Source organism: Microbacterium sp. p3-SID336 (genome assembly GCF_025143365.1).
Classification (GTDB): Bacteria; Actinomycetota; Actinomycetes; order Actinomycetales; family Microbacteriaceae; genus Microbacterium.
Genome location: NZ_JALXPE010000040.1, coordinates 15,376 through 36,673, shown reverse-complemented (window position 1 = coordinate 36,673; position 21,298 = coordinate 15,376). Strand labels below are relative to the sequence as shown.

General features: G+C 72.1%; 19 protein-coding genes. 10 read left to right on the top strand and 9 right to left on the bottom strand.

What is annotated here, in order from left to right; all coding sequences use genetic code 11:
* Nucleotides 1-107 precede the first annotated feature (107 nt).
* The 4 genes from M3C17_RS12840 (at nt 108) to M3C17_RS12825 (ending at nt 4,221) form a co-directional block, all read left to right on the top strand.
* Nucleotides 108-968, top strand: coding sequence for an ABC transporter permease subunit (locus M3C17_RS12840; protein ID WP_259978186.1), 861 nt, complete (start codon nt 108-110; stop codon nt 966-968).
* Nucleotides 955-2,727: an ABC transporter permease subunit gene (locus tag M3C17_RS12835; RefSeq protein ID WP_259978180.1), complete on the top strand. Its 1,773-nt coding sequence runs from the start codon at nt 955-957 to the stop codon at nt 2,725-2,727. Before M3C17_RS12840 ends, M3C17_RS12835 begins: the two co-directional genes overlap by 14 nt.
* Nucleotides 2,724-3,416: an ABC transporter ATP-binding protein gene (locus tag M3C17_RS12830; RefSeq protein WP_259978178.1), complete on the top strand. Its 693-nt coding sequence runs from the start codon at nt 2,724-2,726 to the stop codon at nt 3,414-3,416. Before M3C17_RS12835 ends, M3C17_RS12830 begins: the two co-directional genes overlap by 4 nt.
* A 154-nt stretch (nt 3,417-3,570) precedes the next feature.
* On the top strand, nt 3,571-4,221 hold the full coding sequence (locus M3C17_RS12825; protein ID WP_259978175.1) for an HAD-IA family hydrolase: 651 nt from the start codon (nt 3,571-3,573) through the stop codon (nt 4,219-4,221).
* A gap of 157 nt (nt 4,222-4,378) precedes the next feature.
* Here the strand turns inward: M3C17_RS12825 and M3C17_RS12820 are convergent, their stop codons facing one another.
* Both M3C17_RS12820 and M3C17_RS12815 read right to left on the bottom strand, forming a co-directional pair.
* On the bottom strand, nt 4,379-5,194 hold the full coding sequence (locus M3C17_RS12820; protein ID WP_259978173.1) for an SDR family NAD(P)-dependent oxidoreductase: 816 nt from the start codon (nt 5,192-5,194) through the stop codon (nt 4,379-4,381).
* A 58-nt stretch (nt 5,195-5,252) separates the two neighbouring features.
* A complete protein-coding gene (locus M3C17_RS12815; protein ID WP_259978171.1) occupies nt 5,253-5,999 on the bottom strand; it encodes an SDR family NAD(P)-dependent oxidoreductase in 747 nt (248 codons plus the stop codon).
* Nucleotides 6,000-6,244: 245 nt separating this feature from the next.
* Between M3C17_RS12815 and M3C17_RS12810 the strand changes: the two genes are divergently transcribed.
* The 5 genes from M3C17_RS12810 to M3C17_RS12790 are packed head-to-tail and all read left to right on the top strand — an operon-like array spanning nt 6,245 to nt 10,998.
* Nucleotides 6,245-7,702 carry an APC family permease gene (locus M3C17_RS12810; RefSeq protein ID WP_259978170.1) on the top strand — a complete coding sequence of 486 codons (1,458 nt, stop codon included), beginning with the start codon at nt 6,245-6,247 and terminating at the stop codon, nt 7,700-7,702.
* Nucleotides 7,703-7,740: 38 nt separating this feature from the next.
* The gene (locus tag M3C17_RS12805) at nt 7,741-8,583 is read left to right on the top strand and encodes a molybdenum cofactor biosynthesis F family protein (protein ID WP_259978169.1); all 843 of its coding nucleotides are present in this window, start codon (nt 7,741-7,743) and stop codon (nt 8,581-8,583) included.
* 1 nt (nt 8,584) lies between these two features.
* Complete coding sequence (locus tag M3C17_RS12800) at nt 8,585-10,228, top strand: amidohydrolase (RefSeq protein WP_259978168.1); 1,644 nt, start codon at nt 8,585-8,587, stop codon at nt 10,226-10,228.
* A 28-nt stretch (nt 10,229-10,256) separates the two neighbouring features.
* Nucleotides 10,257-10,613 carry a YidH family protein gene (locus M3C17_RS12795; RefSeq protein ID WP_259978166.1) on the top strand — a complete coding sequence of 119 codons (357 nt, stop codon included), beginning with the start codon at nt 10,257-10,259 and terminating at the stop codon, nt 10,611-10,613.
* Between the two features lie 13 nt (nt 10,614-10,626).
* Nucleotides 10,627-10,998: a DUF202 domain-containing protein gene (locus tag M3C17_RS12790; protein WP_259978165.1), complete on the top strand. Its 372-nt coding sequence runs from the start codon at nt 10,627-10,629 to the stop codon at nt 10,996-10,998.
* Nucleotides 10,999-11,153: 155 nt separating this feature from the next.
* Here M3C17_RS12790 and M3C17_RS12785 read toward each other — a convergent pair whose 3' ends face one another.
* Genes M3C17_RS12785 through M3C17_RS12765 form a run of 5 tightly spaced genes read right to left on the bottom strand, consistent with a single transcriptional unit; the run spans nt 11,154 to nt 16,877 of the window.
* Nucleotides 11,154-13,469 (bottom strand): arylsulfatase, encoded by a 2,316-nt coding sequence (locus M3C17_RS12785; RefSeq protein ID WP_259978164.1) that lies wholly within the window; start codon nt 13,467-13,469, stop codon nt 11,154-11,156.
* Nucleotides 13,470-14,255, bottom strand: coding sequence for an ABC transporter ATP-binding protein (locus M3C17_RS12780; RefSeq protein ID WP_259978163.1), 786 nt, complete (start codon nt 14,253-14,255; stop codon nt 13,470-13,472).
* The gene (locus M3C17_RS12775; RefSeq protein ID WP_259978162.1) at nt 14,252-15,088 is read right to left on the bottom strand and encodes an ABC transporter permease; all 837 of its coding nucleotides are present in this window, start codon (nt 15,086-15,088) and stop codon (nt 14,252-14,254) included. Before M3C17_RS12775 ends, M3C17_RS12780 begins: the two co-directional genes overlap by 4 nt.
* A complete protein-coding gene (locus M3C17_RS12770; protein WP_259978161.1) occupies nt 15,088-15,867 on the bottom strand; it encodes an ABC transporter permease in 780 nt (259 codons plus the stop codon). Before M3C17_RS12770 ends, M3C17_RS12775 begins: the two co-directional genes overlap by 1 nt.
* 5 nt (nt 15,868-15,872) lie before the next feature.
* The gene (locus M3C17_RS12765) at nt 15,873-16,877 is read right to left on the bottom strand and encodes an ABC transporter substrate-binding protein (protein WP_259978159.1); all 1,005 of its coding nucleotides are present in this window, start codon (nt 16,875-16,877) and stop codon (nt 15,873-15,875) included.
* Nucleotides 16,878-17,027: 150 nt separating this feature from the next.
* On the opposite strand from M3C17_RS12765, the gene M3C17_RS12760 reads away from it, so the two are divergent.
* Entirely contained in the window at nt 17,028-17,639 is a 612-nt protein-coding gene (locus tag M3C17_RS12760; RefSeq protein WP_259978158.1) for a TetR/AcrR family transcriptional regulator, read from the top strand.
* Nucleotides 17,640-17,934: 295 nt separating this feature from the next.
* Here the strand turns inward: M3C17_RS12760 and M3C17_RS12755 are convergent, their stop codons facing one another.
* Together M3C17_RS12755 and M3C17_RS12750 are read right to left on the bottom strand one after the other, a co-directional pair.
* Nucleotides 17,935-19,401, bottom strand: coding sequence for a GMC family oxidoreductase (locus tag M3C17_RS12755; protein WP_259978184.1), 1,467 nt, complete (start codon nt 19,399-19,401; stop codon nt 17,935-17,937).
* Between the two features lie 119 nt (nt 19,402-19,520).
* Nucleotides 19,521-21,053 carry an aldehyde dehydrogenase family protein gene (locus M3C17_RS12750; RefSeq protein ID WP_259978157.1) on the bottom strand — a complete coding sequence of 511 codons (1,533 nt, stop codon included), beginning with the start codon at nt 21,051-21,053 and terminating at the stop codon, nt 19,521-19,523.
* Nucleotides 21,054-21,298: the final 245 nt, after the last annotated feature.

The window sequence follows — 21,298 nt, the reverse complement described above, 5'->3', positions numbered from 1 at the left end:
CGCCCCGGCACCCCACCCCCTCGATCAGGCACCGGGTGCCTCGGGCGCACGCCCCTTCCCGCCGCACCGCCCCGGCACCCCACCCCCTCGACCAGAAAGGACGCCTGATGCTGCAAGGCGCCATCGCCGGCCTCGCCGCCGGCGGCCTCTACGCCGTCCTCGGCGTATGCCTCACCCTCATGTCCCGGCTCGTGCGCGTGGTCAACTTCGCGCAGGCGGCCACGGGCATGTTCGGCGCGTTCACGGCCGTGTGGTTCGTGCGCGAGCTCGGACTGCCCATCTGGCTCGGCTCGATCCTCGGCGTCCTGGTCGCCGGCGTGCTCGCCGCCGCCATCGGGTTCATCGCGGCGACCTGGCTCTCGGAGGCGTCCACCACCACCCGGTCGGCGATGACCGTCGGGCCCCTGCTGCTGCTCATCTCCCTGTCGTTCATCCTTTTCGGCAACAAGCCGCAGCCGTTCACGCCGATCATCGCCGGCCCCGCGTTCTCTCTCGGCGGCGTCGTGATCAGCCAGGTCACCGTCGCCACGGTCGCGATGGCCGTGGTGACGGCGGTCGCGGTGCGGATCGTGCTGCGCCGCACCAGGGTCGGCACGCAGCTGCGGGCGCTGTCCGAGCGCCCGACCACGGCCGAGCTGCTGGGCATCCGCTCCCGGCCCCTGTCGATCGCCGTGTGGTTCGTGACGGGCGTCATCAGTGCGATCGCGATCATCATCGTGGCGCCCTCGCAGTCCAACGACGCCACCAGCCTGGCGATGCTCATCGTCCCCGCCGCCGCGGCCGCACTGCTCGGCGGGTTCCGCCGACTCGACCTCGCCGTCGTCGGCGGCGTCGTGCTCGGAGTCCTCGGCGGTCTCGTCGCCCAGATCGACGAGGTCGCGCTGGTGCGCAACTTCCTCCCGTTCCTGTTCATCGTCGTCCTGCTGCTCTGGACGCAGCGCAAGGAGGTGTGGGATGCCGCTCGCTGACCGCCCCTGGTTCCGGATCACCTGGCCGTTCGCGGTCGCCGCCGTCGGCATCGGCGTCGGCGCGATCCTCAGCTCCGCCCTTCCCGGGTACTTCGTTTTCCTGGCGATCAGCGCGGTCACCGCCGCGATCGCCATCCTCGGCCTCGGCATCGTCACCGGCTCCGCCGGGATGATCGCGCTGTGCCAGCTCACGTTCGCCGCCGTCGGCGCGTGGATCGTCTCGCTGCTGAACGTGATGCAGGCCCCCGGCGGGTTCCTCGTCTGGCTGCTGCTCGGGGGCATCGCCGCCGGGCTCGTCGGCATCCTCGTCGGACTCCCCGCCCTCCGGCTGCGCGGGGTGAACCTGGCCGTCGTGACCCTCGGGTTCGCCGCCGCCGCCGACGTGACCCTTGTGCAGATCCAGTTCCCCGGCTCGGCCGACGGCACCGCGGTCGAGCGGCCGGAGATGTTCTCCAACGACCGGGAGTTCTTCTTCCTTTCGATCATCGTGCTCGCGGCGTGTGCGCTCGGCGTGTTCTTCCTGCAGCGCGGCCGCTGGGGCGCGAGCTGGAAGGCCGTGGCGTTCTCCGAGCGCGGCACGGCGGCGGCGGGACAGAGCGTGCGCAGCGCCAAGCTCACCGCGTTCGCGGTCTCCGCCGCGCTCGGCGGCATCTCCGGCGGGCTCCTCGCCGGCCAGGTCCAGCTGCCGTTCGCCTCCAGCTTCACCCCGCTGCAGTCGCTCGCGCTGTACGTGCTGGCGATCATGTCCGGCGCGCACCTGATCGACATGGCCATCTTCGGCGGACTGCTGTGGGTGCTGGTGCCCGAGCTGCTGAAGCGCTGGGGCGTGCCGCAGGACTGGGCCTTCGTCGTGTTCGGCGTGCTGGGCGTGCAGGCGCTCACGAGCGGCACGAACCTCGGCCAGGGCATCCGCAACCTCCTCTACCGCCGCGCCGACCGGCGCACCGCGAATGCCGCGCTGACCGCGCTGCCGCCCGACGCCGAGTCCGATGCCGCTGTCATCACCACCACGACCACCGCGACGGTCGACGAGGCCGCACTCGACGGGGCGCCCGTGCTCACCGTGCAGGGCCTGACCGTGCAGTTCGGGGCGCTCAAGGCCCTCGACGACGTGTCGCTGCAGGTACCTGCCGCGTCGATCATGGGGCTCATCGGCCCGAACGGCGCCGGCAAGTCGACCTTCGTGGATGCGATCAGCGGCTTCCTCCCCCAGCACGACGGCCGCGTGCTGCTGGGCGACCGCGACCTCGCAGGGCTCTCCCCCACGCGGCGCGCGCGGCTCGGACTGCGGCGCACGTTCCAGCAGGACCGCGTGCCGCCCGCGCTCACAGTGGGCGCGTATGTGCGCTTCGTGGCGCGGCGCCGGCTCGCCACGGCCGACATCGACGAGGTGCTGGCCTTCTTCGGCTGCCCGCCGGCGCGCTCCCGCCTGTCGAGCGTCGACGTGGGGACGCGGCGGCTGGTGGAGGTCGCCGCGAACGTGGCCGCGCGCCCGCGGCTGCTGATCCTCGACGAGCCCGCCGCCGGCCTCTCGCACGAGGAGCACCTGGCCCTCGCCGCCCGGCTGCGCGAGCTGCCGTCGCGCTACGGCGTGGCCCTCATCATCATCGAGCACGACCTGGACCTCGTGCGCTCGGTCTGCCCGACCCTCACGGTGCTCGACTTCGGTCGCGTGCTCGCCAGCGGTCCGCAGGCCGAGGTCCTCGCGAACCCCGACGTCGTCAAGGCGTACATGGGAGAGACGGAGCTGCTGACATGAGCGAACTGATCCTCGACGGCGTCACCGTGAGCCGCGGCGCCGGTCCCGTGATCTCCGACGTGTCCCTGCGGGTGAACGGCGGCGAGGTGCTCGCCCTGGTCGGACCGAACGGGGCGGGCAAGACGAGCCTGATCGAGTCGGTGTCCGGTGTGACCCCGCACTCGGCCGGCAGCATCACCCTCGACGGCGAGCCCCTCGACCGGCTCTCCCGGGTCGCCAGGGCCCGCCGCGGCATCGTCCACATCGAGCAGGGCCGCGCGGTGTTCCCCTCTCTGACGGTGCGCGAGAACCTCTCGCTGACCGCGCGCACCGCGGGCGAGATCGACGCCGTGCTGGCGCAGTTCCCCGAGCTCGAGAAGCGCATCGACGCCCCCACCGCGCTGCTCTCCGGCGGCGAGCAGCAGATGGTGGTGCTCGCCAGGGCGTTCGCCGTGAAGCCCCGCATCCTGCTGATCGACGAGATGTCTCTGGGCCTCGCCCCGGTGGTGTTCATGCGCCTGATGCCGATCGTGACCTCGATCGCGCAGTCCGGCGTGGGCGTGCTGCTCGTGGAGCAGTTCACCCAGCTCGCGCTCGGTCTCGCGCAGGAGGCCGTGGTGGTCGCGGGCGGGCGTGTGTCGTTCCAGGGCGCCCCGCAGACGCTCCAGGACGACCCGGAGCTGCTGCACCGCGCCTACCTCGGCGGCTGAGGCGACGGGGGCGGCGGCTGACACGGCTGCGACGCTGACACGGCTGCGGCGCTGACACGGCTGCGGCGCTGACACGGCTGCGGTGACACGGCTGAGCGGGATGCGGCTGACCGGGGTCCGGCTCGCGCACAACTCCGGGGTCTAGCCTGAACGCGTGACCCAGATCCTGCACGCCCGCGCCGCCCTGCTCGACATGGACGGCACCCTCGTCGACTCGACCGCCGTCGTGGAGCGACTGTGGCTGGCGTGGGCGGAGCCGCACGGTCTCGACCCGGCGACCGTGCTGAGCGTGGTGCACGGCCGGCAGGGGCATCAGAGCATGGCGATCCTGCTGCCCGAGCGCGACCACGAGATCAACCTCCGCGAGAACGAGGTCATGCTCGCCACGGAGTCGGCGGATGTGGACGGCGTGATCGGCATCGCGGGCGCCGACGCCCTGCTCGCCGGTCTCGAGTCGCACCCGCACGCCATCGTCACCTCGGCCAACGTCGCACTGATGACTGCCCGCATGGGCCAGGCGGGGCTGAAGGTTCCCGCGCTCACCGTGACGGCCGAGAGCGTGTCGGCGTCGAAGCCCGACCCCGAGGGGTTCCTGCTCGCGGCGCGCACGCTCGGGGTCGACCCCGCGGACTGCGTGGTGTTCGAGGACTCCGGCGCCGGGATCCAGGCCGCGCACGCCGCGGGGATGCGCGTGATCGGCATCGGCCCGCACGCCGCAGCGCACGCCCCCACCGCGCACGTGGACGACCTCACGCAGGTGCGCGTGCTCCCGTCCGACGACGGCTTCGCGCTGCACATCGACTGACGCTCGGCCTCCGCTGCGGCGCCCCCGGTCACGGAGGCACCGCCCCGATCACGGCCGCACCGACGCGCCCACGGTCTCGGTCACGTCCCCGGCGACCGCAGTCCCCGCTTCCGTCGTGCGGTACCCACGTCTGCCGGGCTCAGCCGCGGCGCCGCTGTCACATGCCGGCGTGGTCGAACGCGATCGTGGGGACGTCCACCACGTGCGAGCCGCCGTCCGCGACGATCACGGCACCCGTGATGTAGGAGGACTCCCCCGAGCCCAGGAACCGCACGACCGAGGCGATCTCCGCCGGACGGGCCGGCCGTCGCAGCGGCACGTCGACCGTGACCGTGGCATACGCCTCCTCCCGCGAGCCGAGGCCCGCGTGCGAGGCGAACTCGTCCATCTCCTCGTCCGCCATCGGCGTCTGCACCCAGCCGGGGCAGATCGCGTTCACGCGTACGCCGTGCCGACCGTAGTCGCGGGCGAGCGTGCGGGTCAGGCCGATCAGCGCGTGCTTGCCCACGGTGTATCCGGCCACCGACGGACCGGCGAAGAGCCCCGCAAGGGACGACACGATCACGATCTGCCCCTTCGCCTCGATCAGCGCCGGGAGCGCCTCGCGCGCCATGGTGAACGCGGTGGTGAGGTTCGCGCGGATCGCCGCCTCCCAGCTCGCGTCGTCGGTCTCGGCCACGGGCGAGAAGCCGTGCCCTCCGGCGTTCGCGACCAGCACGTCGATGCGGCCGAAGCGGGCGAGGATCTCCGCCACCGCGGCCTTCGCGGAGGTCGTGTCCGCCGCGTCGGCGACGATGGGCACCGCGCCGACGGCCCGCTCCACCTCCTGCAGCGGCTCGGGCCTGCGGCCGACGACGACCACATGGGCCCCCTCCGCCGCGAAGCGCTCCGCGACGGCCGCGCCGATGCCCGTGCCGCCCCCGGTGATGACGACGACGCGTCCCGAGACGCTCGATCCGACCACGGTTCCCATGTGTGCTCCTGTTGTGTGCTCTGGCGCGTGCGCGCGATCGTGGCTCGACGCGGACGCGTCAGGCCGGGAAACCCGAACGGGCGGTGTACCCGAAGTCGCTCAGCAGCGTGGTGCCGTTGACGGCCCGGCTGCGCGGCGACACCAGGTAGGCCACGTGCGCGGCGACCTCCGCCGCGGTCTGCACCGGAAAGCCCGGCTCGGCGAAGGCCTCGATCCCCAGGTCGCCGCGGCTCATCGGGGTGTCGACGATCGACGGAGCCACGGTGTTCACCCGCACGCCGGTGCCGGCGAGGTCGACCGACAGCGCACGGCCGAACTGCACCAGGGCGGCCTTCGATGCGCAGTACGGCGCCATGCCCGGCGACGCGACGACGGCGGAGTCGCTCGCAAGCAGCACCACGGACGCCGCGGCCGCCTTCCGCAGAGCGGGGAGCGCGTGCTTGAGCACGAGGAACGCCCCGGTCACGTTGACCGCCAGCACTCGGTTCCAGTCCTCGAGCGCGGTCTGCTCGACCGGGGTGCCGACGGGACCGGAGACCCCGGCGCAGCACACCACCGCGTCCAGTCCGCCGAGCGCGTCGACCCCGGCCGCGACCGCCGAGGCGACCTGCTCCTCCGCCGTGACGTCGGCCGCCAGCAGCACCGCGTCCGCGCACGACCGCGCCGTGTCGCGGAGGGCCGCAGCATCGCGGTCGAGCAGCGCCACGCGCACTCCTTCGGCGGCGAGCGCGAGCGCGGTGGCACGGCCGATACCGCTCCCCGCGCCGGTGATGAGCGCGGTCGTGCCGTCGAGCCGCAGGTCCATGTCGTCCTCCCGTGCCGCCGGGCACCCGGTCGGAGCCGAGTGACGGCGGCGGTGTCGTCCCGGTCATCCTGCTCCCCTCCGCAGGGGCGCCTGAACCGGCCACGGCGGGGTGTGCGCGGTGGCACCATCGTCCTTCGCTCACGGTCAAGCGGCAGGACCGGCCGACGAGCAGACTCGCTCTATCGACGATTCCCCTCGTCGTCGATGCCGTGTCCGCACGGCCGTCACCGAGCAAAGGAGCCGACGTGGCAGAGCAGATCACCGCGTCCACGACGCCGCACCACCACACCTCCCTCCGACCGGGCGCCCTCGGCGTCGCCGGAATCGTCTTCCTCGTCCTGGCCGCGGTCGCCCCGCTCACCGGGATCGTGGTCGTCGCGTCGCTGGCGATCGCCCTCGGCAACGGCGGCGGCACGCCCATGTCGTTCTTCCTCGTCGCGGCGATCCTGCTGCTGTTCGCGGTGGGCTACGCGCAGATGTCGAAGCAGCTGGTCAACGCGGGCGGGTTCTACGCGTTCGTCGTGAAGGGCCTCGGCCGCACGGGCGGGCTCGTCGCCGGACTGATCGCGACGCTCGGCTACAACTTCTTCGTGGTCGGCACGATCGGCACCAGCGGCTTCTTCATGCAGACGATCATCCGCGACCTCACCGGTCTCGACGTGAACTGGCTCGTGTGGGGCCTGCTGTCGATCGTGGTGTGCTTCGTGCTCGCGCGCATCGGCGTGGACTTCAGCTCCAAGGTGCTGGGCGTCTGCCTCGTGCTGGAGGTGCTGATGCTGGTCGTGTTCGACATCTCCGTGCTGGTGCAGACCGGCTACGACGTGTCGGCGTTCAGCCCCGAGGCCGTGTTCTCCGGCTCCCTCCCGATCGGGCTGCTGCTCGCGGCCACCGGCTTCCTCGGCTTCGAGGCGACGGCGCTGTTCAGCGAGGAGGCGAAGCAGCCGCTGCGCACGATCCCGCGCGCCACCTACACCTCGATCATCGCGATCGGCGTGATCCTGGGCGTCACGACCTGGGCCGTGGTGAGCGCGACCGGCGTGGCGCAGGCGCAGGCCACGGCGCTGGAACACCTGCCGACCGGCGATCTCATCTTCTCGCTGTCGCAGCAGTACCTGGGCGGCCCGCTGACCACCGTGATGATGGTGCTGCTGCTGGTGAGCCTGTTCGCCGCGATGCTCGCGTTCCACAACTCCGCCACGCGCTACCTGTACTCGCTCGGGCGCGCCAGGATCCTGCCGCAGGCCCTCGCCCGCACCCGCCCCAACGGCGCCCCGCAGCTCGCGGGCATCGTGCAGGCCGGGTTCGCCGGCGTCGTCGCGATCCTGTTCGCGATCGCCGGGGCCGACCCGATCCTCACGCTCGTCCCCGCCATGCTCGGCTTCGGAACGCTGAGCGTGCTGATCCTGCAGGGGCTCGCGGCGATCTCGATCGTCGTGTACTTCCGCCGCAAGGGCGACCAGCGCTGGTGGAGCACGTTCATCGCCCCCGGCATCGGGTTCCTCGGCATCGCCGCGATCTCGATCCTGGCCATCGTGAACTTCAACATCGTGGCCGGCTCGGAGGAGCTCGCGATCCGGCTGATGCCGCTGCTGCTCGTGCTCGCGCTGATCGGCGGCATCGTCTACGCCGCCTACCTGAAGCGCGCCAAGCCCGCCGTCTACGACGGTCTCGCCTCCGACCTGGAGCGCTTCAGCGACCGCTGACACCCGCACACCTCACCCGTCGAACGAAGGAGACACCCATGACGACGACGCTCAACCCCGCCGACACCTCCACCTGGCTGCCGCTGGAGGGACTCGCCCCCGGCTTCGACGCCAACAGGGCCCCGCACAGCACCGCGCTCAGCGGTCGCGAGATCACCGTGGTCGACGCCCGCGGCACCCGCATCGTGCACCGCTTCGACGACACCACGGTCACCTGGGACTACCGCCCCGGGCAGGACGACGCCACCGAGCCCGCATCGGACACCGACGACTACGAGGCGTTCGAGGTCGATGACGAGCTGTACTTCGTGCAGTTCCACCACCGCTACCTGCCGAACGAGGCCGTGTCGCTCATCCTCGACCTGCGCCACGGCCGCTCCCTGGCCGTGATCTCCGACATCCTCCCCGCGCCGGAGCAGGGCCGCACGCGCGTGCAGCACCACTTCGCACCCGGCACGATCGAGGGCGCGGAGGTCACGGGCGCGGAGGCCGCTCCGACCATGACGCTCATCGGCCGCCGCGTGGAGTGGGTGTACAGCGAGGAGCACGCCTACGAGCACGTGTACCTCTCCCCGCGCTGGTACTCGTGGCAGTGCCTCGCCGGCCCCGAGCGTGGTCTTGCGGACACGGACGAGAACAGCGTGTGGGAGGTGCGTCCCGGCATCTACGTGTTCGCCTGGCGCGAGAAGGTGATCCCGTGCGCCTCGGTCACGATCGCCGACCACCGCGACGTGAACGCGATCCGCTCGCACGGCGTGCTGTTCGGTCTCGACGAGACGGGCGAGGTGCCGACGCACTTCACGTTCGGCGCCCACGGCCGGCTGCTGTCGACCACGCACCACACGCCCGAGCTCGAGCCCGCGACCTTCGGAGACATCTGACATGACGGACGTCGCCGACCTCATCGTCACCGGCTCCGTGATCCGCACGGCCGACCGCTCCGCCCCCGCCGCCGAGGCGTTCGCCGTCCGTGACGGCCGCATCCTCGCGGTGGGCGCCCGGTCGGACGTGGACGCGTTCCGCGGTCGCCGCACGCAGCTGCTCGAGGTCGGCGACGCCGCCGTGTACCCCGGCTTCGTCGACGTGCACAACCATCACGCGCTGGCGGGCCGCACGGAGCTGTTCGAGCTGTCGCTCGCGCCGTCGCTCACCCTGGACGAGATCCTGGACCGGGTGCGCGAGAAGGCGGCCACCCTGCCGGAGGACGCCTGGATCGTCGGCGGCGCCATCGCCACGACCCTCCTGCCCTCGCTCGCGAACACGGCGACGCGGCTGCGCCTCGACGAGGCCGCCGGCGGGCGCCCTGTCGCGCTCATGGAGGACTCGCGCCACAACCGCTGGGCGAGCAGCCGCGCCCTGGAGCTCGCGGGCATCACGGCCGCGCACCTTCCCTCCTCGGGGGTGACGCTGCTCGACCCGGACGACGGCACCCCGACCGGTGTGCTGCTGGAGGCCGCGGGCATCCCGGTGCAGGAGGCGTACGACCGCAGCGGCGGACTGTCGCCGGAGCAGCATGCGGCGGCCTCGCGCCGGGGCGTGGAGCTGCTCAACTCGTTCGGCATCACCGCGTTCCAGGACGCCGGGGTCTCGGTAGACATCCTGGCCGCGCTGGCCGGGCTCGACCGCGCCGACGAGCTGCACGCCTGGGTCGTGTCCTCGCTGCTCATCAACGACGAGATCTTCGGCTTCGACCCGATCGGCACGCCCCTGCTCGACCGCGGCGAGGAGTTCCGCACGGCGCATCACCGTCCAGACTTCGTCAAGATCTTCCTCGACGGCGTGCCGCCCGCGCGCACGGCCTCGTTCCTCGACCCGTACCCGGCCGACCCCGTGCACGGCGCGCACTTCCACGGCGAGACAACGATGACGCTGGACGAGCTCACCGACTGGCTGCGGGCGGTCGCCGAGCGCGGCCTCGGCGCCAAGGTGCACTGCACGGGCGACGGCTCGGCGCGGCTCGTGCTGGACGCCGCCGAGCGCGTGCGCGGCGAGGGCGTCACCACCCCGGTGCAGATCGCGCACGGGCAGTTCCTCGCCCCGAGCGACATCCCGCGGCTCGCGGCGCTCGACGTGTCCGCCGACATCTCCCCCTTCATCTGGTACCCGGGCGTCATCCCGCAGGCGCTGGCCGACGTGCTGGGCGAGCGGGCGGAGCACTCGCAGCCCAACCGCGCGCTGCTCGACGCGGGCGCGCTCGTGGCGGGCGGCTCGGACTGGCCGGTGAGCGAGTCGCCGAACACGCTCGAGGGGCTGCAGGGACTCGTGACGCGCGCCGATCCGCTCGGCCGGGCGCCCGGCACGCTGTGGCCGGAGCAGGCGCTCACGGCGGAGGAGGCGCTGGAGGTCTTCACGATCAACGCCGCCACGGCGATGGGACTCGGCGGCGAGACCGGCTCGCTCACAGCGGGCAAGTCGGCCGACTTCGTGGTCCTCGAACGCGATGCGATCGGCGGCCCCGCGGAGGAGATCGTGCACACCGAGGTCGTGTCGACCTGGTTCGCCGGTCGCCCCGTGCACGAGCGCTGAGCGGCCGGTGCCCCGCTACCATGAGGCCATGCGCCGCTTCCCCTCCTCCGTCTACCGTGTCGGAGAGGAGCCCGACCCCCGGTTCTCGCTCGCCAACGAGCGCACGTTCCTGGCGTGGACGCGCACCGGCCTCGCACTGATCGCGGGCGGCGTCGCGCTGGAGGTCCTCGGGCTCGACCTGCATCCGGGCTTCCGTCTCGCGGCCTCGCTGCTGCTCGTGATCGCCGGCACCGCGGTGGCCCCGCTCGCGTGGTGGGAGTGGATGCGCGCGGAGCGGGCGATGCGCCAGTCCCGGCCGCTTCCCGGCGCGTTCTCCGCCGTGCTGCTGGCGGTGGTCGTGGTGTCGGTGGGGCTGCTCGTGCTCGCGGGCGTGCTGTGGCGCTGAGCGGACGCGACTGATGCGACGTGAGGCCACGGAGGCGGACCGGCCGTACGACCCCGGTCTGCAGCCGGAGCGCACGGAGCTGGCGTGGCGGCGCACGGCCCTGGCGATCGCGATCGGCTCCCTGCTGTCGCTGCGCATCTTCCCGCTGGTGCTCCCGGCGGGCACCGAGGCGTGGGGCTTCGTGCCCGGCGTGCTCGGTGTGGGCACGGCGGCGCTGCTGTGGGTGGCGGCGCGGCGACGGCAGGTCAGGGCCAGCGCCGTGCTCACGGGTCGCGCCGACGGTCTCCTGCCGGGCGGGGCCCTGCCGCTCGTGCTGACCGTGTTCGCGAGCGGCTTCGGCGTTGTCGCGCTCGCCCTGATCGCGCTGGCCCACCTCGCGGCCTGACACAGCCGTCGCGCTCTCGGCTGATCGCACGCACTCATCCCACTCGCGCACCTCGTGCACCTCGCGCACCTCGTGCACCTCGCGCGCACGCGGGCCCACGGTCCACACCCAGCAGCTGGCGCCGGCGACCCCTCAGACGCCGACGCCAGCCACGATCAGTCCGCGACCGCGAGCATCGCTCTGCCCACGGCGCGCAGCACGGTCGGGTCGTACGGCGAGCGGTCGCCCGGCACGTAGCGCACGCGACGCAGCTCTCCCCCGCGGAACGGGTACGAGCGGTGCGCCTCGTACAGCTCCCAGTCGACGGGGCCGCCGTAGTCGTACCCCACGCTGATGCCCGTGAACGGCGCCATGCCGAGCAGCATCGGCACCTCGGCGATACACGCGACCTCCCGGCCGTCCACGTCGAGGGTCAGCCGCCACCGCAGCTCGGGCAGTTCGTCGACGCGCAGCACCAGGCGGTGCTCTCCTGCCGCGAGGGCCTCGCCGCGGACGCGGTGCATGCGGCCGTAGGCGTTGTACGCCAGCAGCGGCGCGCCCTCGTGCAGGGCCAGCAGGTAGCCGCCGCCCTGGTCGCCGTGGGCCACGATCACCCCGGCGGCGTCCGCGTGCGCCACAAGGTCCGCCTCCACCGCGAACGACCGCAGCACCGTGAGCTTCGACGAGCGGAAGCGCTCCAGCGGCGGGCGGAACGGGATGAGGTCGACGGGTGCAGACAGGGGCTCCTCGGTGTCGGGTCGCAGCCGGAACAGCGCCCCCTCGTCGTCCAGCGGGAACACGGTGTTGCGCCAGGCCTCTGCGTGCCAGCGCGCCGCGAGGGCCCGCACGCGCTCGGGGTGCTGCGCGGACACGTCGCGGGTCTCTGTCGGGTCGGCGGTGAGGTCGTACAGCTCCCACACCCCTCCTTCCGGCCCCTCGTCGCGCGTCGGCGGCACGGTCGACAGCGCCTTCCAGCCGTCCACCACGATCGCTCGTCGCCCGACGCACTCGAAGTACTGCGCCTCGCGCCCCTCGGCCTGCGGGTCGGCGAGCACGCGCGCGATGCTGCCGCCGTCCATCACCGGCGCCGGCCGCCCGTGGCGCTCGTCGAGCGGTGGCACACCGCACAGCTCCAGCAGGGTGGGCGCGAGGTCGGACACGAACACGAACTGGTCGCGCAGTCCGCCCGCGGCGGGGGCGTCCGGCCAGGAGATGATCAGCGGCGCGTGCACGCCGCCCTCGTACGTGGTGGCCTTGAACGAGCGGAACGGGGTGTTCGACACGCGCGCCCACCCTGTCGGATACTGCCCGAAGAGCCGCGGGCCGCCGATCTCCTCCACGTCGCGGGGCACGTCGCGCACCCACCCCTCCGGCATCGGTCCGTTCGCGCCGAACTGGGCGAAGTAGCTGCGGGTGCCGGTCGGGCCGCCCTCCGCGGTGCCGCCGTTGTCGCTCGCGATCACGACGATGGTGTTGTCGCGCTCACCGCTGCGCTCCAGCCGGTCGAGCAGCCGCCCGACGCTCTGGTCGATCTCGTCGACGGCGGCCGCGTACACCTCCATGTGCCGGGCGAACAGGCGCTGCTCCTCGGGGTCGAGCGCGTCCCATGCGGGGATGCTGCCGCCGTCGGCGATGGCGTCCTCCGGGAGTTCCGCGTGCGCGGGGACGATGCCGCGCTCGCGCTGACGGGCGAACCGCTGCTCCCTGAGCCGGTTCCAGCCCGCCTCGTAGCGGCCGCGGTACTTCGCGATGTCGACGTCCTTGGCCTGGATCGGCCCGTGCACGGACGTGTGCGCGTAGTAGAGGAAGAAGGGCCGCTCCGGGTCGTTCACGCGGAGGTCGTCGATCATGCCGATCGCGCGGTCGGTCAGCTCGTCCGTGAGGAAGAAGCCGTCGGGGAACTCGCGCACATCCACCACCGTGTTGTCCTGCACGAGGCGGTGCGGGTGGTGCAGGGCGGTGAAGCCGTCCATGCTGCCGAAGTAGCGGTCGAAGCCGCGTTGCAGCGGCCAGGTGCTGCGGTCGGCGCCATCGTGCAGGCGCGACTCCAGCGTGAGGTGCCACTTCCCCACCATGAAGGTCGCGTAGCCGCCCGCGCGCAGCGACTCGGCGAGCGTGGGGGCCGCCGCCGGGAGCTCGCACGAGAATCCGGGGTAGCCGGGGTCGATGTGCGCCACGAAGCCGAAGCCGGCGCGGTGCGGATTGAGTCCGGTGAGCAGTGCGGCCCTGGCCGGGGAGCACATGGGCGCGGTGCGGTAGTTCGTGAACACCCACCCGTCGGCGGCGAGTCCGTCGATGTGCGGCGTCTCGATCTCACTGCCGAACGGACCGAGGTCGCTGAAGCCCAGGTCGTCGATCAGCATCACGATCACGTTGGGCGCGCCCGCGCGCGCCCGCCGCGGCTCCGGCCACCACGGCTCGGACTCCGACGTGAACTCCGCCGCGATCCCCTCGAAGCGCTCGTACCCGCGGGCGCCGTCTGCGGCCGCCATTCAGCCTGCCCTCCTGATCAGCTCGAAGATGCGGGTGCGCAGCTCGGCGAACGCCGGGAGGGCGCGCGTGGTCAGCTGGTCGCGCGCGCCGAGGTCGATGTCGATGATCTCGGTGACCTTGGCGGGCCGCTCCCCCAGCACGACGACGCGGTCGGAGAGGTAGACCGCCTCGTCGATGTCGTGGGTCACGATCACGATGGTCATGCCGAACTGGTCGCGGATCCGCAGGCACAGGTCTTCGAGCTCGAAGCGCGTCTGCGCGTCGACCGAGGCGAAGGGCTCATCCATCACGAGCACCTCGGGGCGGTAGGCGATGGCACGGGCGATCGCGACGCGCTGCTGCATGCCGCCGGAGAGCTGCCACGGGAACTTCGTCTCCGCGCCGGCGAGCCCCACCGCGGCGAGCGCGGCGGTGATCCGCTCCTCGCGCTCCGCGGCGGGAAGACGGAGGTGCTTCAACGGCAGCCGCACGTTCTTCTCGACCGTGAGCCACGGCATGAGCGAGCGCGTGTACTCCTGGAACACAAGCGCCATCTCCTGCGGCGGTCCGTCGATGGGCACGCCGTCGATCGCGGCCGTGCCCGCGGTGATGCCCTGCAGTCCGGTGAGGCACTTCAGCAGCGTGGTCTTGCCGATGCCGGACGGGCCGACGATGCAGCACACCTCGCCCGCGCGCACCTCGAACGTGAGGTCGGCGATCACGGGGACGAGACCGTTCTTGGTCTGGTAGGACTTGGCGAGTCCCTCGACGCTCAGGCGCACGGGGGCGTGGTCGGTGATGGTCATGCGTTCTTCTCCTGTTGCTGGGAGGCGATGTACCAGCGCAGCACGCGGCGCCGGAAGAGGGTGAACAGGGCGGTGGCGGCGTAGCCGATGATGCCGAGGACGAGGATGCCCACCCACATGTCGGGGATCGCGAAGGACTGCTGCGCGAGCAGGGTCGCCGCGCCCAGACCGGTCGACGAGCCGAGCATCTCGCTCGCGATCATCACGACGAACGCCGTGATGAGACTGACCTGCATGCCGGAGAGGATGCGGGGTCCCGCGGCCGGCAGCATGACCGAGAAAAGGCGCTCCGGTCCGGTGAGCCGGTACACGCGGCTCACCATGTCGAGCGTCGGCTCCCCCGCGCGCACCCCGTCGATCGTGGAGATGAGGATCGGGAACACCGCGGCGAGCGTGATCGAGAGGATGCGCGTCTCGGTGCCGAAGCCGATCAGCGAGACGAAGATCGGCACGAGGGCCACGGGCGGGATGGCGCGGAAGAAGTGCACCGTCGGCTCGACGAACCAGCTGAGCGGACGGATCAGGCCCAGCACGAGGCCGAGCAGCACGCCGATCACGGTCGCCAGCACGAACGACAGCGCGAGGTTGCCCACGGAGGAGGCGACGTCGAGCAGGAACGCGGGCGTCTGCACGAGCTGCCACAGGCGCTGCAGGATCACCTGCAGCGGCGGGAAGAACGCGTTGGTGGAGGCCGCGGAGGCGAACCACCACAGGGCGAGCAGCAGCACGGGCACCGCGATCTCGGCGCCGATGAGGACGCCGCGCGGGAGGGGGCCTTGACCGCGGCGCCGCGCCAGACGGGACGGTGTCTGGATGGAGGTGGTGAGCGTCATCACACGGCCTGCTTCCGGTACTGGGGGTGCCAGTGCAGTAGGCGCCGCTCGCCCCACTGGCTGAGGCCCTGCACCAGCAGGCCGAGCGCCCCGAGGATGAGCACGTAGGCGAACAGCTGCGCCTGGTTGCCGCTGATCTGCGACAGCAGGAGGCTCTGTCCGAGGCCGGGACCACCGCCGAGAAGACCTGCGACCACGGCCACGACGAGGGAGGTCGGCGCGGCCACGCGGACGGCGGTGCCGATGTAGGGCAGTGCGCTGGGCAGCACGATCCGGCCGAGGATCTCCCCGCGACCCATGCCGTAGGAGCGGCCCGTCGCCCTGGCCACCGGGTCGGTGTCGAAGACACCTGCCGAGGCCTGTACCGCGATCGCGATGAAGCAGCCGAAGAACACCAGGAAGATGCCCATGCTCAGCGTCGGTCCGAGCACGAGGACCACGATCGGCAGGATCACGATCGGCGGGATGGGCTTGAGGAACTCCAGGGGAACGCGCGTGGCGTGCATCGCGAGCGGCGAGGTGCCGATGGCGACACCGAGCACCACGCCGATCACGATCGCGAGCACGAGCCCGACGAGCGCCATGGTGAGCGTGTCCCCCAGCGCGGCCCAGGTGGCGGGGGTGGCGAGCAGTCGGCCGGCCTCGGCGAGGGCGACCGTCGCGGCGGGAAGGGGCGAGGCGGCGAGCGGGCCGGCGGTCGCCGACCACTCCCAGAGGGCCAGCGCCGCGAGGACGCCGGCCGCTCCGACGAGCGGGGGAAGGAGAGGGGTTCGGGTCATGGCGATCACTCCGCGGCGACGACGACGCCCTCGAGGTCGACCGCGGAGGGCAGGAATCCGAGCTTCACGAGCTTCTCGTTCACGCGCTCCAGGTCGATGGGGGCGACCTCCGCAGGCCAGTAGGGCAGCTTGATCTCGTCGACCGTGAGCGTGGAGCCCGTCGCGTCGATACCGGCCTGGATCGCGTCCTCCGGGTGCTCCATGGCGTAGGCGTTGCTCTTGACGATCGCGCGCTGGAAGGCGGCGATCGCGTCGGCCTTGCCCGAGAGGGTGCTCTCCCCCGCGGTCCACAGTCCGACAGCGCCCTCCTCGAAGAAGCCGACCGAGGGAGCGGAGACGAACGTCGCTCCGGCGGCCGCCGCTTCGCCCGTGAAGGGGCTCACGAGTCCCGCGGCGTCGACGTTGCCGCTCGCGAGCGCGGCGACGGCCGAGGTGAAGTCCAGCACGACCCACTCGACGGAAGAGGGGGAGACGCCTGCGCGGTCGAGCGCGTCGGAGATGACGACTTCGAGCTGGGCCTTGCGTGCGGGGATCGCGATGGTGGCGCCTTCCAGGTCGGCGACCTCGGTGATGCCGCTCGCCGTCGAGGCGTAGAGGCCGGTGTCGTCGACCTCGGCGGGGTCTTCGGCGTCGGCGGCACCGGGGACGTAGCCGTCGGCGGGTGCCACGACCTTGAGCGGCACGCCGCTGGCGAGCGCGTTCAGCAGCGGGATGCTGGGGGCGTACGCGATGTCGACCTGTCCGCTCTGCGCGGCGGCGAGGCCGGCGGGCGGGTTGGCGACGACGGAGGTCTCGATCTTCAGACCCTCCTCCTCGAAGAAGCCCTGCTCCTGGCCGAGCATCAGCGCGCCGTCCGAGACGAGGCCGATGGTGGCGACCTTGAGCGTGGTCAGCTCGCCGCCCCCGCCGGAGGGGGTGTCGCTCGGCGCCGAGGTGCAGGCCGCCAGCGCGAAGACGCCGACCGCCACCAGGGCGCCGGCGGCGCGGCGTGCGAGTCGCTTGCTGTTCATGGGAACTCCTCTTCGAGTTAGTCACCGGCTGGTGATTTTAAAGATCGTACTCGCGCCATGGGCGGCGCGGGTTACGATCGGGTTACATTCGTCACCGAGTGGTGACTAAAAACGGCATATGAAAGAGTCTGAGGGGAACGAAGGAGTGCGATGCCGAAGATCGTGGACCATGAGGAGCGCCGCCAGCACATCGCGGACGCGGCGACCCAGGTGATCATCCGGGTGGGATTCGACAACCTCACGATGCGGGAGATCGCGACCGAGGCCGGATATGCGCACGGCGCGATCGCGCGCTACTTCCCCGACAAGCGCAGTGTGCTGACGGCGGCGTTCCTGCGGCTGTACACCCTGGCGAACGACCGCATCCACGCGGGCATCGAGGGGATGCGGGGCCTCGAGGCGCTGGAGCGCATGTGCCGCGAGATCCTCCCCTACAGCCCCAACGGCCCCCTGTACGCCAAGGTGGTCATCGCGTTCTGGGACCACGCCTCGCAAGACGAGGAGGTCACTCGCATCCACCGCGTCAACAACCTGCACTGGCGGGACCTGTTCCGGCAGTGCCTGGTCGAGGCCAGGGAGGACGGAGAGCTCGCGGACCACATCGACATCGAGACCGCCGTGAACGAGATCGCCTCCCGCAACGCCGGCTGGCAGATGATCTCCGTGCTGATGCCGGACTCCGCGGGAGACGGGCGACTGAACGACGCGCTGGCCGCCCTCCTGACGACGCTGCGTCGTCCAGCCGCCCCGCCCTCCCGCTGACCGCACGGCAATCCCTCCCACCGACCGCGCGGCAGCCCGCTCCCCCACGGCTTCCTCTCCCGCCGACCGCGCGGCAGCACAGGCTTTCGAGGTGCGCGCGGCGCCTGCCGCCACGCGTTCGGCGCAGGCTTTCGAGGTGCGCGCGGCAGTCTCCTCCGCCGTCGGCGCGGCAGGACATTCTCCGACCAATCGCGCCACGGCTTCCTCTCCGCCCGAACGCGCGGCAGCACAGGCTGTCGAGGTGCGCGCAGCGCCTGCCGGAGTCGTCGATACCGAAGCGCGCACGGCCGGCTCCTCAGCCCGCCAGCACGAAGCGGGCGCCGCGCTCGCCGATCATGGCGGCCGGGGCGTTGGTGTTGCCCGTCGGCACGGTCGGCATGACGGAGGCGTCGATCACGCGGAGCCCGTCGATGCCGCGCACCCGCAGCTCCGGGTCGACCACGGCCTGCGCATCACTGCCCATGCGGCACGTGCCGACCTGATGGTGGTACGTGATGGCCGTGCGCCGCACCCAGTCCTCGATCTCGGCATCCTCGACGTCCGGCCCCGGGTACACCTCGCGCGCGCCCCACTCCTCCGCGAGTGCGGGGCGTGTGCCGATACGGCGGCACTGGCGCACGGAGGCCGCGAGCGCCTCGGCATCACGCTGATCCTCCAACGCCGCGAGGTCGATGAGCGGCAGATCGTCGAGGCCGGGTCCGGTGAGCCGCAGCTCGCCGCGGCTGTACGGGGTGACGAGTCCGGCCATGAGCGTGAACCCGTCGGTGCCGCGCGGCTCCAGCTCGCCCCACATGGGCACGGAGAAGTGGATGGGCTGCGTGTCGGGTTCGCTGAGGCCCTCGCGGCTGCGCCAGAAGAGGTGGCTCTGCGTCACCGAGACCCCCGGCTCGGGCGGCCCCACAGGCTTCGCATCGGTCGCGAACACCACGGGCGAGAGCAAGTGGTCGTGGAGGTTCTTGCCGACGCCCGGCGCGTCGAGGACGACCGGGATGCCGAGGGCTTCCAGCTCGGCGGCGGGCCCGATCCCGGAGCGCAGCAGGATCACGGGGGTGCCGATGGCGCCGGCGGACAGGATCACCTCGTCGGCGTAGACCTCTTCGGTGTCGTCCCCCTCGCCCAGGCGGATGCCGACCGCGCGACCGTCACGCACGATCACGGAGTGCACCGCGCGGCCCGTCAGGATCGTCATCTCGCCCGCGACCGGCTGCGCATAGGCCGTCCAGGTGTTCACCCGCCGCCCGTCGCGGATCGTCACCTGCTGCTGCGAGACGCCGTCGAGCGTGCCGCCGTTGTAGTTCTCGTTGCGCGGAAGCCCCTCCTGCACCGCGGCGTCGATGATCGACGCTTGGATGGGCGAGAGCGCGTAGTCGTCGGTCACCGGGAGCAGGTCGTTCTCGATCGCGTCGAAGATCGGCTCCACGTCGGACCAGCCCCAGCCCGTCGCGCCCGCTGCGGCCCAACCGTCGTAGTCGGAGGCGGCGCCGCGCACCCAGATCATGGCGTTGAGGGCGTGGGAGCCGCCGGTGACCTTGCCGCGCGGCAGGTGCAGCCGCCGGCCGCCCGCCCCGGGCTGCGGGACGGTGAAGAAGTCCCAGTCCTCGGCGGAGTGCCACAGCTCGCCCGCGCGCGACGGGTCGTGGATCGCAGGGTTCGTGTCGTAGCCGCCCGCCTCCACGAGCGTCACGGAGACGCCCGCATCGGTCAAGCGCCGCGCGACGATGGCTCCGGAGGTGCCTGCCCCCACGACGATCGCCGATCGCACGCGTCCCACACGATCGCCGCCAGCGCGGTCCCCCGCCGCGGCAGCCTCTACCGCGGGACCGCCCGCTGCTGTACCGTCTGCCGCTGTACCGCCCGAAGCCTGCCCGTCTGCTGCCACGGTCAGGCCTTCCGGCCCGGGCCGGAGACGACCTGGGTCACGGCGACGGACTTCAACCCCTCGACGCCGAACTCCAGGCCGTAGCCGGAGCTCTTCACGCCGCCGAACGGCACCATGGGGTGCAGTCCACCGTGCGAGTTGATCCACACCGTGCCGGACTGCATGCGGGACGCGACCTCACGGGCGGCGTCGGGGTCGCTCGACCACACGGAGGCGCCGAGGCCCACGTCGAGTGCGTTCGCCAGCTCGAACGCCTCGTCCACGTCGCTGTAGCGGATCACGGGCAGCGCCGGACCGAACTGCTCCTCCTGCACGAGTGCCGCGTCGTTGTCGATGTCGGCGACGATGGTCGGCCGGTAGAACAGCTCGCCCAGATCGGAGGCGGGCTCGCCACCCGTGACGACGCGAGCGCCGCGACTCCTCGCGTCGTCGACGAGACGGCTGACGATGTCGAACTGCGGACGGTTCTGGAGCGGACCGAGCACGTTCCCCTCGTCCAGCCCGTTGCCCATGGGGACCTGCTCGGCGATCGCGGCGAGCGCGTCGACCACGTCGTCGTACACGGAGTCGTGCACGTAGAGGCGCTTCATGGCCGCGCAGGTCTGTCCGGTGTTGATGAAGGCACCCCAGAACAGGTCTTCGGCGATGGCCGCGGCGTCGGTGCCGGGGAGCACGATGCCGGCGTCGTTGCCGCCCAGTTCGAGCGTCAGCCGGGCGAGATTGCCTGCCGAGCTCTCGATGATGCGGCGACCGGTGGCCGTCGAGCCGGTGAACATGATCTTGGCGATGTCCGGGTGCGACGCCAGGCGCGCGCCCACCTCGCGGTCGCCGGAGACGCCGATCAGCACATCCGGCGGGAGCACCTCGTTCATGACGGCCAGCATCGCCAGGACGCTCAGCGGTGTGTACTCGCTGGGCTTCGCGACGACCGTGTTGCCCATGCGGAGCGACGGCCCGATCTGCCAGATCGTGATCATGAGCGGCCAGTTCCACGGACCGATCGCGCCGACGACTCCGGCGGCCTTGTACACGAGCTCGGCGTGCAGCGTCTCGTCGTCCACGAGCACCTGCGGCTCGAGGACCGTGGTGGCGTTGGTGCGCAGCCAGGCCGAGCAGGCGCCGAGCTCGAAGCGTGCGTTGGGGCCGTTCAGCGGCTTGCCCTGCTCCCGGGACAGGAGATACGCGAGACCCTCCGCGTTCGCGTCGATCGCGTCGGCCGCGGCGAGCAGCAGTTCGCTGCGCTTCTCGTGGCCGAGCGCCTCCCATGCCGGCTGCGCGGCCTTGGCACGGGCGATGGCGTCGTCGAGGTCGGCGACCGAGGCGACGGGGGCACGGCCGATGACCTCGCGCGTCGCGGCGTCCGGGATCTCCCGCCCGGCACCCTCCGGCGCCTGGATGCGGTCGAGCAGGGCAGCAGCTGCGGCGGCCGCCGAGTTCGGCGCCGGCGCGGAAGCTGCGGCAGCGGTTCCGGAGGCCTCGGCGGTCGCGGGAGCGGCGTCGGCGGGTGCGGCGGCGGATGCGGCGGATTCGGACATCGGTGTCTCTCCTTCGAGCGGGGCGCGGCGCGAACGCCGGTCGTCTTCTTCCTTCATTCTCCGCCGCCCTCTCGCGCCGCACTTGTCGCGGAGCGCGCCGCAGATGTCCTAGTGCGAAAGAAGCCCTCCCGCCACTGGACGCCGCACCCCGCACCACCCCGCCGCATCCCGCAGCACTCCCCGACACCCGGCAGCACCTCGCAGCACTCCCCGACGCCCCGCAGCACTCCTGAGCGCCCCGCAGC

Bases quoted from the DNA above. Each gene is read 5' to 3' on its own strand.
- M3C17_RS12760 (WP_259978158.1), top strand. From the start codon at position 17,028: ATGCCGAAGATCGTGGACCATGAGGAGCGCCGCCAGCACATCGCGGAC.
- M3C17_RS12815 (WP_259978171.1), bottom strand. From the start codon at position 5,999: ATGGACCTGCGGCTCGACGGCACGACCGCGCTCATCACCGGCGCGGGG.
- M3C17_RS12785 (WP_259978164.1), bottom strand. From the start codon at position 13,469: ATGGCGGCCGCAGACGGCGCCCGCGGGTACGAGCGCTTCGAGGGGATC.
- M3C17_RS12750 (WP_259978157.1), bottom strand. From the start codon at position 21,053: ATGTCCGAATCCGCCGCATCCGCCGCCGCACCCGCCGACGCCGCTCCC.
- M3C17_RS12765 (WP_259978159.1), bottom strand. From the start codon at position 16,877: ATGAACAGCAAGCGACTCGCACGCCGCGCCGCCGGCGCCCTGGTGGCG.
- M3C17_RS12795 (WP_259978166.1), top strand. From the start codon at position 10,257: ATGCGCCGCTTCCCCTCCTCCGTCTACCGTGTCGGAGAGGAGCCCGAC.
- M3C17_RS12830 (WP_259978178.1), top strand. From the start codon at position 2,724: ATGAGCGAACTGATCCTCGACGGCGTCACCGTGAGCCGCGGCGCCGGT.
- M3C17_RS12770 (WP_259978161.1), bottom strand. From the start codon at position 15,867: ATGACCCGAACCCCTCTCCTTCCCCCGCTCGTCGGAGCGGCCGGCGTC.
- M3C17_RS12790 (WP_259978165.1), top strand. From the start codon at position 10,627: ATGCGACGTGAGGCCACGGAGGCGGACCGGCCGTACGACCCCGGTCTG.
- M3C17_RS12835 (WP_259978180.1), top strand. From the start codon at position 955: ATGCCGCTCGCTGACCGCCCCTGGTTCCGGATCACCTGGCCGTTCGCG.
- M3C17_RS12775 (WP_259978162.1), bottom strand. From the start codon at position 15,088: ATGACGCTCACCACCTCCATCCAGACACCGTCCCGTCTGGCGCGGCGC.
- M3C17_RS12840 (WP_259978186.1), top strand. From the start codon at position 108: ATGCTGCAAGGCGCCATCGCCGGCCTCGCCGCCGGCGGCCTCTACGCC.
- M3C17_RS12780 (WP_259978163.1), bottom strand. From the start codon at position 14,255: ATGACCATCACCGACCACGCCCCCGTGCGCCTGAGCGTCGAGGGACTC.
- M3C17_RS12800 (WP_259978168.1), top strand. From the start codon at position 8,585: ATGACGGACGTCGCCGACCTCATCGTCACCGGCTCCGTGATCCGCACG.
- M3C17_RS12805 (WP_259978169.1), top strand. From the start codon at position 7,741: ATGACGACGACGCTCAACCCCGCCGACACCTCCACCTGGCTGCCGCTG.
- M3C17_RS12820 (WP_259978173.1), bottom strand. From the start codon at position 5,194: ATGGGAACCGTGGTCGGATCGAGCGTCTCGGGACGCGTCGTCGTCATC.